Origin of the sequence: Streptomyces sp. NPDC002790, from assembly GCF_040295505.1 — a bacterium.
In the GTDB taxonomy this organism is placed as follows: domain Bacteria; phylum Actinomycetota; class Actinomycetes; order Streptomycetales; family Streptomycetaceae; genus Streptomyces.
In genome coordinates this window covers 83,340-97,760 of sequence record NZ_JBEOVM010000010.1, presented here as the reverse complement: position 1 = coordinate 97,760, position 14,421 = coordinate 83,340, and the positions used below count along the sequence as shown (strand labels likewise).

Sequence of the window (14,421 nt, the reverse complement as noted above, 5' to 3'; positions counted from 1 at the left end):
CGCGGCCCGTACGCGGGTCTGTCGTTCCGGCTGGGGGGTCCGGGGGTCACGCGGTACACGGTAGCCGTCGTTTCCGGCCTTTCGGCGGGCTCGCCTCGGACCCTCCACTCCGCTGAGGCGTCCCGATAAGGCAGTCTTGTCCCCGTGCCCCAATCGGAATCAGAGCAGCCCTCAGCGAACGAACCGACGGCCCGTCCAGGCGGCCCGGCGGAGCCTCACCCGCACTCGGCGACCCTGAAGCGCCTGGAGAAATCGTCCGGGGCACTCGCCGCGCAGGCGATTACGCGCATGGACGAGACGTTGTCCTGGTACCGGGCGATGCCTCCGGAGAACCGGTCGTGGATCGGTCTGGTGGCGCAGGCGGGTATCGCCGCGTTCACCGAGTGGTTCCGGCACCCGGACGCCCCGCAGGCCATCTCGACCGATGTGTTCGGCACCGCGCCCCGGGAGTTGACCCGGGCGATCACGCTGCGCCAGACGGTGGAGATGGTGCGGACGACGATCGAGGTCATGGAGTCCGCGATCGACGAGGTGGCGGCGCCCGGCGACGAGAGCGTGCTGCGGGAGGCGCTGCTCGTGTACGCGCGGGAGATCGCGTTCGCGACCGCCCAGGTGTACGCGCAGGCGGCGGAGGCGCGGGGCGCCTGGGACGCGCGGCTCGAGTCGCTCGTGGTGAACGCCGTGCTGTCCGGGGAGGCCGACGAGGGCGCGATCAGCCGGGCCGCGGCGCTCGGCTGGAACTCCCCCGAGCACGTGTGCGTGGTGCTCGGCACGGCACCCGACGGGGACAGCGAGCTGACAGTGGAGGCGATCCGGCGGGCCTCGCGCCACGCCAAGCTGCAGGTCCTGACCGGGGTGCTCGGGAACCGGCTCGTCGTGATCGCGGGTGGCAGCGACAATCCGCTGGCCGTGGCGAAGTCGCTGATCGGGCCGTTCGCGGCGGGGCCCGTGGTCGCCGGGCCCGTGGTGCCGGACCTGTTGGCCGCCACCCGGTCCGCTCAGGCCGCGGCCGCCGGGCTCAAGGCGTGTGGCGCCTGGCAGGACGCTCCGCGTCCGGTTCTCGCGGACGATCTGCTTCCGGAGCGCTCGATCGCCTCGGACCCCGCCGCGCGGGACCAGTTGGTGGAGGAGATCTACAGACCGCTCGAGGAGGCGGGCTCGGCGCTCCTCGAGACGCTCAGCGTCTATCTGGAACAGGCAAGCAGTCTGGAGGGCGCGGCCCGGATGCTCTTCGTGCATCCGAATACCGTCCGCTACCGGCTCCGACGTGTGACCGACGTCACCGGGTGGTCGCCCTCGGACGTCCGCTCGGCGTTCACCCTGCGCATCGCCCTCATCCTGGGGCGTCTGGCCGAGGCCGATCCCCAGCCGTAGGCTTTTGTCGGGGGTCTACAATTCCCCCTTCGGTTCTTCGTCCCTGTCCCCACCGGCGGCCCAACCCGTCCCCAAGAGAGAGTGTGAGAGTGCTCGTACTCGTCGCTCCCGGCCAAGGCGCCCAGACGCCCGGCTTCCTGACTCCCTGGCTCGAACTCCCCGGTGCCGCGGACCGCGTTGCCGCGTGGTCCGACGCCATCGGCCTCGACCTTGCCCACTACGGCACGCAGGCCGACGCGGACGCGATCCGTGACACGGCCGTGGCCCAGCCGCTCCTTGTCGCGGCCGGGCTGCTCTCGGCCTCCGCTCTCGGCGATGTGACGCCGGGCGCCGTGGCGGGGCACAGCGTCGGTGAGATCACCGCCGCCGCGTTCGCGGGGGTGCTCGACGAGGCCGCCGCGCTGAAGCTCGTGCGCACGCGCGGTCTGGCCATGGCCGAGGCCGCGGCGATCACGGAGACGGGGATGTCGGCGCTGCTCGGCGGCGACCCCGAGGTCACCGTCCCGCACCTGGAGAAGCTCGGCCTGACGCCGGCGAATGTGAACGGCGCGGGCCAGATCGTGGCCGCCGGCACGCTGGAGGAGTTGGCGGCGCTCGAGTCCGACAAGCCCGAGGGCGTGCGCCGCGTGGTGCCGCTGAAGGTGGCGGGAGCGTTCCACACCCGGCACATGGCTCCGGCCGTGGCGAAGCTGGAGGAGGCCGCCAAGGAGCTGGCCCCGGCCGATCCCACGGTCGCGTACGTGTCGAACAGGGACGGCAAGGCCGTCGCATCCGGTGCCGAGGTGGTCTCCCGCCTGGTCGGCCAGGTCGCGAACCCCGTCCGCTGGGACCTGTGCATGGAGACGTTCAAGGAACTCGGCGTGACCGCGCTCATCGAGGTGTGCCCGGGCGGCACCCTCACCGGGATCGCCAAGCGCGCGCTCCCCGGCGTCAAGACTCTCGCCCTGAAGACCCCCGACGACCTCGACGCAGCCCGCGCCCTGATCGCCGAAACAGCCGCAGCAGCCACGGCCTGACAAGGAGATCCGAGCAGCATGTCGAAGATCAAGCCCAGCAAGGGTGCCCCGTACGCGCGCATCCTCGGCGTCGGCGGCTACCGTCCGACCCGGGTCGTGCCCAACGAGGTGATCCTCGAGAAGATCGACTCGTCCGACGAGTGGATCCGCTCGCGCTCCGGCATCGCCACCCGTCACTGGGCCAGTGACGAGGAGACCGTGGCGATGATGTCGGTCGAGGCGTCCGGCAAGGCCATCGCCGACGCGGGCATCCGGCCGGAGCAGATCGGTGCCGTGGTCGTGTCGACCGTCTCGCACTTCGCGCAGACGCCGGCCATCGCGACGGAGATCGCGGACAAGCTCGGCACGGCCAAGGCCGCCGCGTTCGACATCTCCGCGGGCTGCGCCGGCTTCGGCTACGGCCTGACGCTCGCCAAGGGCATGATCGTCGAGGGCAGCGCGGAGCACGTGCTCGTCATCGGCGTGGAGCGGCTGTCCGACCTCACCGACCTGGAGGACCGCGCGACGGCCTTCCTGTTCGGCGACGGCGCCGGTGCCGTGATCGTCGGCCCGTCCCAGGAGCCCGAGATCGGCCCGACCGTGTGGGGCTCCGAGGGCGACAAGGCCGGCACCATCAAGCAGACCGTGCCGTGGGACGCGTACGCGATCGGCGATGTCTCGCAGTTGCCGCTGGATTCCCAGGGCAACGTCAAGTTCCCTGCGATCACGCAGGAGGGCCAGGCGGTGTTCCGCTGGGCCGTGTTCGAGATGGCGAAGGTCGCCCAGCAGGCGCTGGACGCGGCCGGGATCAACCCGGACGACCTGGATGTCTTCATTCCCCACCAGGCCAACGAGCGGATCATCGACTCGATGGTGAAGACTCTGAAACTGCCGGAGCATGTCACGGTCGCCCGTGACATCCGCACCACCGGCAACACGTCGGCCGCCTCGATTCCGCTCGCGATGGAGCGGCTTCTGGCGACCGGCGAGGCGAAGAGCGGCGACACCGCGCTCGTCATCGGCTTCGGGGCGGGTCTCGTGTACGCCGCCACGGTCGTTACCCTCCCCTAGGCAACTCGTCCGGATCTTCGGATCCGCACCGTTGCCGCCACACCCTCTGGATACACACCGAAGGAGCGCCACAATGGCCGCCACGCAGGAAGAGATCGTCGCCGGTCTCGCCGAGATCGTTAACGAGATCGCCGGGATCCCCACCGAGGACGTCGAGCTGAGCAAGTCCTTCACCGATGACCTGGACGTCGACTCGCTGTCCATGGTCGAGGTCGTCGTCGCCGCCGAAGAGCGCTTCGACGTGAAGATCCCGGACGACGACGTCAAGAACCTCAAGACCGTCGGCGACGCCACGAAGTACATCCTCGACCACCAGGCTGCCTGAGCCTCAGGCTCAGCCCGTTGGTCAGTCGCTCCGCCACCCGGCGGTGGCGCCGCTGAATCCCTCGGATCCGTTGGAGAAAGAATTCCTGTGAGCTCGACCAATCGCACCGTGGTCGTCACCGGTATCGGCGCAACCACACCGCTGGGTGGCGACGCGACGTCCACCTGGGAGGGACTGGTCGCCGGACGTTCCGGCGTCAAGCCCCTCGACCAGGAGTGGGCCGCCGACCAGGCGGTTCGCATCGCCGCGCCGGTCGCCGTGGAGCCGGGTGAGGTCATCCCCCGCCCGCAGGCCCGCAAGCTGGACCGGTCCGCTCAGTTCGCGCTGATCGCCGCCAAGGAGGCGTGGGCCGACGCCGGTTTCACCGACAAGGCGGGCGACGACCCGAATGTCGACCCCGACCGTCTCGGCGCCGTCATCGCGTCCGGCATCGGCGGCGTGACCACGCTCCTCGACCAGTACGACGTGCTGAAGGAGAAGGGCGTACGCCGCGTCTCCCCGCACACCGTGCCGATGCTGATGCCCAACGGCCCTTCGGCCAACGTGGGCCTGGCCGTGAACGCCCGCGCGGGTGTGCACACGCCGGTCTCCGCCTGCGCCTCCGGCGCCGAGGCCATCGGCTACGGCATCGAGATGATCCGCACGGGCCGCGCCGACGTCGTCGTCTGCGGTGGCACGGAGGCGGCCATCCACCCGCTGCCCATCGCCGCATTCGGCAACATGATGGCGATGTCGAAGAACAACGACGACCCGCAGGGTGCGTCGCGCCCCTACGACACGGCCCGGGACGGCTTCGTCCTCGGTGAGGGCGCGGGCGTCATCATCCTGGAGTCGGCCGAGCACGCCGCCAAGCGCGGCGCCCGCGTCTACGCGGAGGCCGTCGGCCAGGGCATCTCCGCCGACAGCCACGACATCGTGCAGCCGGAGCCGGAGGGCCGCGGTATCGCGCACGCCCTGCAGAACCTGCTGGACAACACCGACCTGGACCCGTCGGAGATCGTTCACGTCAACGCGCACGCGACGTCGACGCCCGCCGGTGACATCGCCGAGCTGAAGGCGCTGCGCAAGGTGTTCGGTGACGAGGCCGACCACTTCGCCGTCTCCGGCACCAAGTCGATGACCGGGCATCTGCTCGGCGGCGCCGGTGGTGTCGAGTCCGTGGCGTCGGTGCTCGCGCTGTACAACCGCGTGGCTCCGCCGACCATCAACGTCGACAACCTCGACCCGGAGGCCGTGGGCACCGCCGACGTCGTCCGTGGTGAGGCGCGCAAGCTGCCGGTCGACGGCCGGATCGCCGCGTTGAACGACTCGTTCGGCTTCGGTGGGCACAATGTGGTGTTGGCCTTCCGCACGATCTAGCGCTCCGCTGAACGTGGGAGTGGGCCCGCCCCGGGTTTCCGGGGCGGGCCCACCTCTTTTCGCCTGAGCGTGTGGCGCGGATGCCTGTATCGCGTGTGCGGTTCTCGTCGGTGCCGGTTTGCGCAGTTCCCCGCGCCCCTAAAAGATGCGCCCACGCGGCGGAGCCGCAAATTGACACAGCCCCGCGCCCCTAAAATGCTCCTCCCGGAGCCCCTGCAGAGCCCTCACACCACCTGGTGGAGCCAGCGGACCGGGGCGCCCTCGCCTGCGTAGCGGAAGGGCTCGAGTTCGTCGTCCCAGGGTTTGCCGAGGAGGGTCGCGAGTTCGGCTTCCAGGTCTGTCTTGTCGGCCTTGGAGCGGGTCAGTGCGGCGCGCAGGCGGTCCTCCGGGATGAGGATGTCGCCGTGGATGCCGGTGATGGCGTGGAAGATGCCGAGTTCGGGGGTGGCGCTGTAGCGCTCGCCCTCGGCGGCGGTGCAAGGTTCGGCCGTCACCTCGAAGCGCAGCAACTGCCAGCCGCGCAGCGCGGAGGCCAGCTTGGCCGCGGTGCCCGCCTCGGCCCGCCAGGAGAACTCGGATCTCCAGGTGCCCGGCGCCGCAGGCTGCCTGATCCAGTCGAGGCTTACGCGCGCGCCAAGTACGCCCGCGACCGCCCATTCGACGTGCGGGCACAGCGCGCGCGGAGCGGAGTGCACGTACAGAACTCCACGTGTCGTCACCGGGACCTCCAGTGTGGGTCGAGGTTCGCCTTCCCCAGCGGCCTCGCGCCCGTGCCGAGCCTTCTTCCCCTGTTGCCCGGAACGAAAAGGTCCAGACAAAAAGGGACACATCTGACGTGTAGTAATTTAGCGGAACCGGTACAGCGGACCCCCAGTGGGTCGACCGGGGATCCCGGGGCGAGGCTATCGCGCAGCAGCGCAAGGAGTGTGACGTACTGTCGGTCCCGGGGGTCACAAACACCGACCTTTCACCCGCGGGACGCAACCCCGCCCCCGCATACGACGTCAGACGGGGCGGGGCGGTGAGTAAGAGGGCAGGAGGGCTGATGCGGAAGCGTAGCGACCGGTCGTTCGCCGTTCGGGCCGCTGTCGCCGCTGTGACGGCGGCCGTGTGCGGTGTCGCCTCGCTCGCCGCGTGTGACGCCACGGGTGGCAGCTCCCCCGGCCCTTCCGGATCTCCGAGCGCCGCGAAGCCGTCACCGAAGCCCACTCCCACGTGGGACACGAAGCCCCGCTCGGTTGCCGCGGTGGGTGACTCGATCACGCGCGGCTTCGACGCGTGCTCGGTGCTCTCCGACTGCCCCAAGGCGTCGTGGGCGACGGGGACGGACAAGTCGGTCAAGAGTCTGGCGGTACGGCTGCTCGGTGAGAGCCGTGCCCAGACGCACAGTTGGAACCACGCGCGGACCGGGGCGCGGATGGCCGATCTGCCCGAGCAGATGAACCGGGCGGCGGCCGAGAAGCCGGAGCTGGTGACGGTCATGGCGGGTTCGAACGACGCGTGCCGGCCTACGGCCGCCGGAATGACCCCTGTCGCGGATTTCCGGGCCGATTTCCAGGAATCCCTGCGGCAGTTGCGGCGCACGGCACCCAAGGCGCAGGTGTACGTACTGAGCGTGCCGGACCTGAAGCGGCTCTGGTCGCAGGGGCGGGAGAATCCGCTGGGCAAGCAGGTGTGGAAGCTCGGCATCTGCGCCTCGATGCTGGCCGATCCGGACGATCTGAAGTCGGCGGCCACCGCGCGGCGGGACTCCGTGCAGGCGCGCGTGGTGGCGTACAACGAGGTGCTGCGCGAGGTCTGCGCGAAGGACAAGAAGTGCCGGTACGACGGCGGGGCCGTGTTCGGGTACAAGTTCGGGCAGGCGCAGTTGAGCGAGTGGGACTGGTTCCACCCGAGCGTGAACGGGCAGGCGCGGCTCGCCGCGCTCGCGTTCCGCGGGGTGACGGCCGAGCGGCCGTAGCAGCCTCACGGCCGGGGTCCGGGCGTGCGGGCGTAAAGTCGCGATCATGCGCAGCGAACTCTTCGGCACCCTTCCCGACCCCGACGGCACGCCCGTCCACCGCTGGACCCTGGAGCGGGACGGTGTCCGGGTACGTGTCCTGACGTACGGCGGAATCCTGCAGTCGGTGGAGGTGCCCGACCGGGACGGCGCCGTGGCCGACGTGGTGCTCGGGTTCGCCGATCTGGACGGGTATCTGGCGCACCCGGAGCCGTATCTCGGGGCGATCGTCGGGCGGTACGCGAACCGGATCGCCGGCGGCCGGTTCGAGCTGGACGGGCGGATCTACCACCTCGCGCAGAACAACGGGCCGAACGCGCTGCACGGCGGCGAGCGCGGCTTCGACAAGCGGGTCTGGAACGCGGAGGCCTCCGGCGAGTTCGGGGTGCGGCTGAGCCGTGTGTCGCCGCACGGCGAGGAGGGGTACCCGGGGCGGGTCGAGGTCTCGGTGACGTACGAGTTGGGGGCGGGCGGTGTGCTGCGGATCGGCTACGAGGCCGTGACCGATGCGCCGACGCATCTGAACCTGACCAATCACACGTACTGGAACCTCGGTGGAGCCTCCTCCGGGAGTGCGGTGGGGGGACATGAACTGCGGATCGACGGTGGGCGTGTGACGGCCGTCGACGAGGGGCTCATTCCGACCGGTGAGCTGGTGGACGTGGCCGGGACCCGGTTCGACTTCCGGGAGAGCCGGAAGGTCGGGGCCGGGTACGACCACAACTATGTGCTCGACAAGGGGGTTGGCGGTGAGGCGGTGGAGGTCGCGGAGTTGCGGGATATGGCGTCGGGGCGGGTGGTGAGTGTGGCGACGAGTGAGCCAGGTGTGCAGTTGTATACGGCGGATGGGTTCGATGGGGCGGTGGGGTTTGTGCCCGGTGGTGGGATTGCGTTGGAGACGCAGTGCTTTCCGGATTCGCCGAACCGGGTGGAGTTTCCGTCGACCGTGGTGCGGCCGGGGGATGTGTATCGGTCGGAGACGGTGTATCGGTTCGGGAACCGGGGTTGACGTTGCGGGGCTCTGCCCCGGACGCCGCTGCTCAATCGCCGCAGGGGCTTGGATTGGCTCGAGCGTCCCTGAGGCTTGAAAAGCCTGCTCAATCGCCGCAGGGGCTTTAATCGGCTGGAGTGGTGCGCAGTCGGGTGTCGGTCAGGGAGCGGCCTGCGAGGACCTCGTATGAGGCGGTCGGTACTGTCCACCCGCTCGTGGACTCGTCCCAGGTTTCGAAGGTTCGGTGGGGGATGTCGATGGTGGTCGATACGGTCTCGCCGGGGGCCGCCGTGACGGTTGTGAAGCCGGCGAGCCAGCGGGCGGGGCGGGTCGTGTCGGGGGCGGTCGGGGATACGTAGAGCTGGACGACCTCGCGGCCTGGGCGGTCACCCGTGTTGCGGATGCGGATCGTCGCCGTAGTGCCGTGGAGGTCGAGTGACTCGTACGTCCAGTCGGTGTAGCCGAGGCCGTGGCCGAAGGGGTAGGCCGGGGTCGCGCCGGACTTGTCCCAGGCGCGATAGCCGATGAAGGTGTCTTCGGTGTAGGGGAGTTGGCCGTCCACCGGTGTCACCTGCGTGACCGGGGCGTCGGCGAGTGCGCCCCACGTGGTGGGGAGGCGGCCGCCCGGTTCCTCGGCTCCGGTGAGTACGTCGGCGAGGGCGGCGCCGCCCTCCTGGCCGGGGAACCATGACAGCAGCACCGCGGCGACGTCCTCGCGCCACGGCAGCTCCACCGGGGAGCCGGAGTTGACGACGACCACGGTGTTCGGGTTGGCGGCGGCGACCGCTCGTACCAACTCGTCCTGGCGGCCGGGGAGTCGGAGGTCGGCGCGGTCGAAGCCCTCGGACTCCACGCGGTCCGTCGTGGCGACCACGACGACGGCGACCTCGGCGTCGCGCGCGGCGGCGACGGCCTCCGCGAGCAGCGCGTCCTCGTCCCGGCGCGGGTCGAGGTGCACGAGGCTGAAGAGGACGGCGGGCAGTGGCATGGCGAGGGACTTGTCGAGGGTGTGGAGGAGTGAGACGTCGACCGGGTGGCCTTCGGCCAGGGGCACCTTGCCGCGTTCTTCCGGGGCGCCGAAGAACGCCTCGAAGGGGTCGGACTCGGCGCCCATGGCCTGGACGCCCTCGTAGAGGACCGTGCCGTCGACGGTGAGGGTGAAGGCGCCGAGGCCGCGGGTGCCGAAGGCGTGGTCGCCGCTCTCGCGCGGGGTGAAGGTGCCCGTCACCTCGATGCTGTGCAGGGCGTCGTGGGTGACTCCGGGCGGCAGGTCGGCGCCGAACCACTGGACCTGGCCGTTCGGGAGCGTGCCCTCGCCGAGGACGGCGCCTTCGGCGTCGCGGCAGATGGCGCGGAGCGTGAACCCCTTGTCGGCGACGGCGAGTTCGTCGCTCGGGTCGGCGCCGACGCTGTACGTCAGGGACGGCAGCGCGGCGCTCAGGCCGTCGAGCGGCGAGACGATCCGGGGCGGGAAGACGGTGGCGGATCCACCGCCGAGGACGCGGGCGTCGCGCGCGGCGGCTCCGATGAGGGCGACCCGCGCGTCCGAACGCAGCGGCAGCACACCGGAGTTGCGGACGAGGACGAAGGCGCGGTGGGCGATCTCGCGGGCCAGGGCCTCGCCGTCGACCTCCGCCGGGAGGTCCGTGACGGCGGGTTCCGCGCCCTCCAGCGCGCCGACCCGCGCCGCGAGCCGCAGCACATTGCGTACGGCCCCGTCGACCTCGGACTCGTCGACCTCGCCGGAGCGGACTGCCTCGACCAGCGCCGGGCCGTACACCGTCAGCGGGCCGGGCATCGCGACGTCCAGGCCGCCCTTGATGTCTCCGACGGTCGAGCGGGCGGCCATCCAGTCGGAGACGTTGAAGCCGTCGAAGCCCCACTCGTCGCGCAGGATCTCGTTGACCAGGTAGCGGTGTTCGGTCATCGAGGTGCCGTTGACGGAGTTGTAGGCGGTCATGACGCCCCACGGGTGGGCGTTCTTGACGATGGCCTCGAAGGGCGCCAAGTACAGCTCGCGCAGGGCCCGTTCGGAGACCAGGTTGTTCACGGTGAAGCGGTCCGTCTCGGCGTCGTTCGCCACGTAGTGCTTCATGGTCGTGCCGACGCCGCCGGACTGGACGCCCTGGACGTAGCCGGTGCCCATGAGCCCGGCGAGGTACGGGTCCTCGCTGTACGTCTCGAAGTGCCGGCCGCCGAGCGGGGAGCGGTGCAGGTTCACGGTCGGGGCGAGCAGCACGTGGACGTTCTTGCGGCGGGCCTCCTGCGCGAGCAGCACACCCGCGCGGCGCGCGAGCGAAGGGTCCCAGGTGGCGCCGAGCGCGGTCGGGGACGGCAGCGCGATCGACGGGTCGTCGGCACTCCAGCGCACGCCGCGCACGCCGATGGGGCCGTCGGACATGACGAGGGACTTCAGGCCGATGTCGGGGACCGCGGGCAGCGACCACATGTCCTGGCCGCCGAGCAGCCGGGCCTTGGTGTCCAGATCGAGCTTGCCGAGCGCGGCCTCGACCGCCGCCTCGCGGGCCCGGTCGGCCCGCCCCCTGCCGTCGTCCGCCTGCTGCGCCATGTCGGCACCTCCTCGTCGAAGTGTGGGCACGTCCATCCTGCACCCGCGACTTGTGGAGCGGTAGGTTTTGTTATCTTGCCGTTACGAACGGGGTCGGGGAGCGCTCCGACCGTGTCGTACCGTGACCGCATGAGCAGCACCAGGACCGCCAGGAGCCAGGAACGTCGGGCCGAGATCTTGCGGGCCGCGCTCGACGTCATCGCGGAGCGCGGGTACCGGGGCGCGAGCCTGGCGGCGGTGGCCGAGCGCGTGGGACTGACCCAGCAGGGGCTGCTGCACCACTTCCCCACCAAGGAGGCGCTGCTCGTCGCCGTCCTTGAAGAGCGCGACCAGTGGGACTCGGTGCCGAGCAGCCAGTGGCGGCTCGATCTGCTCGGCACGCTGGTCGAGTACAACGCGATGCGGCCCGGGATCGTGCAGACGTTTTCGGCGCTGCTCGGCGAGTCGGTGACCGAGGGGCACCCGGCGCGGGAGTTCTTCACGCGGCGCTACGCCGACGTGCGCGGGTCGATGGCCGAGGTGCTGCGCGCCGAGTACGGGGAGCGGCTGCCGGGCGGGCTCACGCCCGAGCGGGCCGCGCCGCTGCTCGTCGCGGTGCTGGACGGCCTGCAGTACCAGTGGCTGCTCGACCCGGAGGCCGTGGACATGCCCGGCGCGGTGCGCGACTTCCTGGAGCTGCTGGCGGTCGAGGGCTAGTTGGTCCAGCCCTGACCCTGGCCTTGAACATGTCCCTGGCCATACCCCTGGCCATGAGGGGCCGGCCACTGCGCGTCGGGGCCCGGAGGCTGCGCGTGTGCCGGGTCCTGGGCCCGCGGCTCGCCCTCCAGCTCCCGCACCATCAGCGTCGCCCCCGCCACCGCCCCCGGCATCAGGAACACCGCGACGAACGGCACGAGGAACGCGAGGGCGAGCGGCGTGCCGAAGCCCCACGCGAGGCCCTTGCGGGAGCGCAACAGGGCCAGTCGTTCCCGGACTTCACGGCCCCGGCGCTGCCACGCCACCGACGTCAGCTCCTCCGTGAGGAAGTAGCCGGTGACGAAGAAGCCGATGACCGGGACCACGGTCTGGCCCACGAAGGGGATGAACCCGAGCGCGAAGAGGAGGATCGCCCAGAGGACGGCGCGCACCAGCAGCCGCAGGCTGTCGCGCGTCGAGATCCACAGTTCACGCCAGAGCGGGAGGCCGGACTCCGGCGCGTGGCCGCCGCTCTCGGTCCGGTCGACCTCCTCGGACAGCGACTCGTAGAAGGGCTGGCCGATCAGCAGGGTCACCGCGGTGAAGGTGAGCACCGCGAGAAGCAGAGCGAGGGCGAACAGGACCGCCGTGAGGAAGCCGCGGAACAGGCCCTGCCACGGGGACGTCCAGCCGTCGGCGAACGGGGTGGACCAGGAGACGAAGTCGCCGCCCCAGACCCCGAGGCAGACCAGCGCCGCCGCGTACAGGACGAGGGTGATCAGCCCGGGCAGCAGGCTCCAGCCGTACTGCTTTCCGTGCTGGGCAACCCAACGTTGCCCCTTCATCAAATAGTTGAAGCCCGCCCCGAGATCACGCATGGCGCACACCCTACGGGACGGGCTCCGGCCCCCGAAAAGTACGGGGATCAAGCTCAGACGGAGAGCGTGACCGTGATGTTGTCGCGGGTCGCCTTGGAGTACGGGCAGACCTGGTGGGCCTTCTCGATCAGGGACTTGGCGGCGGCAGCGTCCACGTTCGGGATCGCGGCCGAGATCTCGACGATGATGCCGAAGCCGTCGTCGTTCTTGCCGATGCCGACGTTGGCGGTGACGGTCGAACCGGAGACGTCGACACCCTCCTGGCGGGCGACGACGGCGAGCGCGCCCTGGAAGCAGGCGCTGTAGCCGGCCGCGAAGAGCTGCTCGGGGTTGGTGCCCTCGCCGGAGCCGCCCTGCTCCTTGGGCGGGTTGACGACGAGGTCGAGCTTGCCGTCGCTGGTGGAGACGCGGCCGTCGCGGCCGTTCTCCGCGGTGGCGGTGGCGGTGTAGACGACGTCCGACTGCGTGATGGCCATGACCGGCTCCCTCGTTCGCGCGTAATACTTTCGGTTAGCGGAACGAGGTTACCGAATCATGGAATCAATGCATGTGGCGGGGGTCACTCACAGCTTGACGATCATCTTTCCGGTGTTGTCGCCGCGCAGTACCCCGAGGAACGCCTCCAGGTTGTTCTCGACGCCCTCGACGAACGTCTCGCGGTACTTCAGCTCGCCGGAGCGCACCCAGGCGCCGACCTCCTGCACGAACTGCGGCTGCAGGTCGTAGTGGTCGCCGACGAGGAAGCCCTCGATGCGGCCGCGGGTCTGGATGAGGCGGGAGAGGTTGCGCGGGCCGGGGGCCGGCTCCGTGCTGTTGTAGACGGAGATCGCGCCGCAGATGGCGATGCGGCCGTCGCGGTTCAGGCGGGCGATGGCGGCCTCCAGGTGGTCACCGCCGACGTTGTCGAAGTAGACGTCGACACCGTCGGGAGCCGCCTCCTTCAGGAGCGTGTGGACGTCGCCCGTCTTGTAGTTGAACGCGGCGTCGAAGCCGTACTCCTCCAGGAGCAGCTTGACCTTCTCGTCCGAGCCGGCCGAGCCGATGACCCGCGAGGCGCCCTTGAGCTTGGCGATCTGGCCGACCTGGCCGCCGACCGCGCCCGCGGCGCCTGAGACGAAGACGCTGTCGCCCTCCTTGAAGTCCAGCGTGCGCAGCAGGCCCGCGTAGGCGGTGAGGCCCGTCATGCCGAGGACACCGAGGTACGTGGAGAGGGGCGCGGCGTCCGGGTCGACCTTCACGGCCTGCTTCGCGTCGAACGTCGCGTACTCGCGCCAGCCGAAGAAGTGCAGCACGTGGTCGCCCACGGACACGCCCTCGTCGTTCGACGCCAGGACGACGCCGACGGCACCGCCCTGCATGGGCTTGCCCAGCTCGTACGGGGCCACGTACGACTTCGCGGCGCTCATCCGGCCGCGCATGTACGGGTCCACGGAGACGTACAGGTTCTTGACCAGCACCTGGCCGGGGCCCGGCTCGGCCACCGGGGCCTCGCGCAGCTCGAAGTCCTCGGGCTTCGGCCACCCGACGGGGCGGCTGACCAGGGTCCACTCGCGGCCGGTGGCGGGGATCTGGGGGGTGTCGGCGGTCATGCGCTGATCCTTTGTCGAGGGGGCGGAAGCACGTGGGCCGAAGCATCCGAAAAATACTTCAGTACCTGAAACAACAATGCTCCTGAATATTTCATGATGTCAAGTAACTGGGTACTCTGGTGGACATGGCCGCAACGAATTCCCCCCGCACGGAACCGCTCACCCTCGAGGTCGTCGAGCTGATCGGGGAGATCGTCGCGCGCTACCACCAGGAGTACGAGGAGGCCGCATCGCGGCACGGGCTCACCGGCGCGCAGGCGCGGGTGCTCGGACTGCTCTCCCTGGAGCCGCTGCCGATGCGGCAGGTGGCGCAGCGGCTGAAGTGCGAGCCGTCGAACGTGACGGGGATCGTGGACCGGCTCGAGGCCCGCGACCTCGTGGAGCGGCAGCCCTCGCCGGGCGACCGCCGGGTGAAGGTGGCCGCCGCCACCGCTCAGGGGCGGCGGATCGCGCGGGCACTGCGCGAGTCGCTCGACTTCGCGCGCGAGCCGCTGGCGGGACTTTCGCAGGATGAGCGGGTCGCGTTCCGGGACATGTTGCGGCGGATGCTCGGCACGGGCTGAGACCGGCCCCTACATACACCACACCAACCCATT

Annotated in this window: 14 protein-coding genes; 9 read left to right on the top strand and 5 right to left on the bottom strand. The window is 70.4% G+C overall.

Annotated features, from left to right (window positions below):
- Positions 1-144 precede the first annotated feature (144 nt).
- The 5 genes from ABT004_RS08450 to ABT004_RS08430 all read left to right on the top strand — a co-directional run bounded on the left by ABT004_RS08450 (position 145) and on the right by ABT004_RS08430 (position 5,124).
- Positions 145-1,374 carry a PucR family transcriptional regulator gene (locus ABT004_RS08450; RefSeq protein WP_351332814.1) on the top strand — a complete coding sequence of 410 codons (1,230 nt, stop codon included), beginning with the start codon at positions 145-147 and terminating at the stop codon, positions 1,372-1,374.
- A gap of 89 nt (positions 1,375-1,463) precedes the next feature.
- Positions 1,464-2,390, top strand: coding sequence for an ACP S-malonyltransferase (locus ABT004_RS08445; RefSeq protein ID WP_351332811.1), 927 nt, complete (start codon positions 1,464-1,466; stop codon positions 2,388-2,390).
- A gap of 18 nt (positions 2,391-2,408) precedes the next feature.
- On the top strand, positions 2,409-3,440 hold the full coding sequence (locus ABT004_RS08440) for a ketoacyl-ACP synthase III (protein WP_351332809.1): 1,032 nt from the start codon (positions 2,409-2,411) through the stop codon (positions 3,438-3,440).
- Positions 3,441-3,513: 73 nt separating this feature from the next.
- A complete protein-coding gene (locus ABT004_RS08435) occupies positions 3,514-3,765 on the top strand; it encodes an acyl carrier protein (RefSeq protein WP_351332807.1) in 252 nt (83 codons plus the stop codon).
- 87 nt (positions 3,766-3,852) lie between these two features.
- Positions 3,853-5,124 carry a beta-ketoacyl-[acyl-carrier-protein] synthase family protein gene (locus ABT004_RS08430; protein ID WP_351332805.1) on the top strand — a complete coding sequence of 424 codons (1,272 nt, stop codon included), beginning with the start codon at positions 3,853-3,855 and terminating at the stop codon, positions 5,122-5,124.
- A 224-nt stretch (positions 5,125-5,348) separates the two neighbouring features.
- Here the strand turns inward: ABT004_RS08430 and ABT004_RS08425 are convergent, their stop codons facing one another.
- Positions 5,349-5,843, bottom strand: a complete 495-nt coding sequence (locus ABT004_RS08425; protein WP_351332803.1) for a DUF3145 domain-containing protein — start codon at positions 5,841-5,843, stop codon at positions 5,349-5,351.
- Positions 5,844-6,169: 326 nt separating this feature from the next.
- On the opposite strand from ABT004_RS08425, the gene ABT004_RS08420 reads away from it, so the two are divergent.
- Both ABT004_RS08420 and ABT004_RS08415 read left to right on the top strand, forming a co-directional pair.
- A complete protein-coding gene (locus tag ABT004_RS08420) occupies positions 6,170-7,084 on the top strand; it encodes an SGNH/GDSL hydrolase family protein (RefSeq protein WP_351332801.1) in 915 nt (304 codons plus the stop codon).
- A 46-nt stretch (positions 7,085-7,130) separates the two neighbouring features.
- Positions 7,131-8,132 carry an aldose epimerase family protein gene (locus tag ABT004_RS08415; RefSeq protein ID WP_351332799.1) on the top strand — a complete coding sequence of 334 codons (1,002 nt, stop codon included), beginning with the start codon at positions 7,131-7,133 and terminating at the stop codon, positions 8,130-8,132.
- Between the two features lie 106 nt (positions 8,133-8,238).
- Here ABT004_RS08415 and ABT004_RS08410 read toward each other — a convergent pair whose 3' ends face one another.
- Positions 8,239-10,683, bottom strand: a complete 2,445-nt coding sequence (locus tag ABT004_RS08410; RefSeq protein ID WP_351332797.1) for a beta-glucosidase family protein — start codon at positions 10,681-10,683, stop codon at positions 8,239-8,241.
- Positions 10,684-10,794: 111 nt separating this feature from the next.
- On the opposite strand from ABT004_RS08410, the gene ABT004_RS08405 reads away from it, so the two are divergent.
- Positions 10,795-11,379, top strand: coding sequence for a TetR/AcrR family transcriptional regulator (locus ABT004_RS08405; protein ID WP_351332795.1), 585 nt, complete (start codon positions 10,795-10,797; stop codon positions 11,377-11,379).
- Here ABT004_RS08405 and ABT004_RS08400 read toward each other — a convergent pair.
- The 3 genes from ABT004_RS08400 to ABT004_RS08390 all read right to left on the bottom strand — a co-directional run bounded on the left by ABT004_RS08400 (position 11,376) and on the right by ABT004_RS08390 (position 13,825).
- Positions 11,376-12,236, bottom strand: a complete 861-nt coding sequence (locus ABT004_RS08400; protein WP_351332793.1) for an EI24 domain-containing protein — start codon at positions 12,234-12,236, stop codon at positions 11,376-11,378. The genes ABT004_RS08405 and ABT004_RS08400 overlap by 4 nt on opposite strands.
- 53 nt (positions 12,237-12,289) lie before the next feature.
- On the bottom strand, positions 12,290-12,712 hold the full coding sequence (locus ABT004_RS08395) for an organic hydroperoxide resistance protein (protein WP_351332790.1): 423 nt from the start codon (positions 12,710-12,712) through the stop codon (positions 12,290-12,292).
- Between the two features lie 87 nt (positions 12,713-12,799).
- A complete protein-coding gene (locus ABT004_RS08390) occupies positions 12,800-13,825 on the bottom strand; it encodes an NADP-dependent oxidoreductase (protein ID WP_351332787.1) in 1,026 nt (341 codons plus the stop codon).
- A 125-nt stretch (positions 13,826-13,950) separates the two neighbouring features.
- On the opposite strand from ABT004_RS08390, the gene ABT004_RS08385 reads away from it, so the two are divergent.
- The gene (locus ABT004_RS08385) at positions 13,951-14,388 is read left to right on the top strand and encodes a MarR family winged helix-turn-helix transcriptional regulator (protein ID WP_351332784.1); all 438 of its coding nucleotides are present in this window, start codon (positions 13,951-13,953) and stop codon (positions 14,386-14,388) included.
- The last annotated feature ends 33 nt before the right edge of the window (positions 14,389-14,421 follow it).

What these genes read in the sequence shown, in the direction of transcription:
- ABT004_RS08420 (WP_351332801.1), top strand. Translation starts at nt 6,170, where the DNA reads ATGCGGAAGCGTAGCGACCGGTCGTTCGCCGTTCGGGCCGCTGTCGCC.
- ABT004_RS08435 (WP_351332807.1), top strand. Translation starts at nt 3,514, where the DNA reads ATGGCCGCCACGCAGGAAGAGATCGTCGCCGGTCTCGCCGAGATCGTT.
- ABT004_RS08400 (WP_351332793.1), bottom strand. Translation starts at nt 12,236, where the DNA reads ATGCGTGATCTCGGGGCGGGCTTCAACTATTTGATGAAGGGGCAACGT.
- ABT004_RS08440 (WP_351332809.1), top strand. Translation starts at nt 2,409, where the DNA reads ATGTCGAAGATCAAGCCCAGCAAGGGTGCCCCGTACGCGCGCATCCTC.
- ABT004_RS08410 (WP_351332797.1), bottom strand. Translation starts at nt 10,683, where the DNA reads ATGGCGCAGCAGGCGGACGACGGCAGGGGGCGGGCCGACCGGGCCCGC.
- ABT004_RS08390 (WP_351332787.1), bottom strand. Translation starts at nt 13,825, where the DNA reads ATGACCGCCGACACCCCCCAGATCCCCGCCACCGGCCGCGAGTGGACC.
- ABT004_RS08415 (WP_351332799.1), top strand. Translation starts at nt 7,131, where the DNA reads ATGCGCAGCGAACTCTTCGGCACCCTTCCCGACCCCGACGGCACGCCC.
- ABT004_RS08395 (WP_351332790.1), bottom strand. Translation starts at nt 12,712, where the DNA reads ATGGCCATCACGCAGTCGGACGTCGTCTACACCGCCACCGCCACCGCG.
- ABT004_RS08385 (WP_351332784.1), top strand. Translation starts at nt 13,951, where the DNA reads ATGGCCGCAACGAATTCCCCCCGCACGGAACCGCTCACCCTCGAGGTC.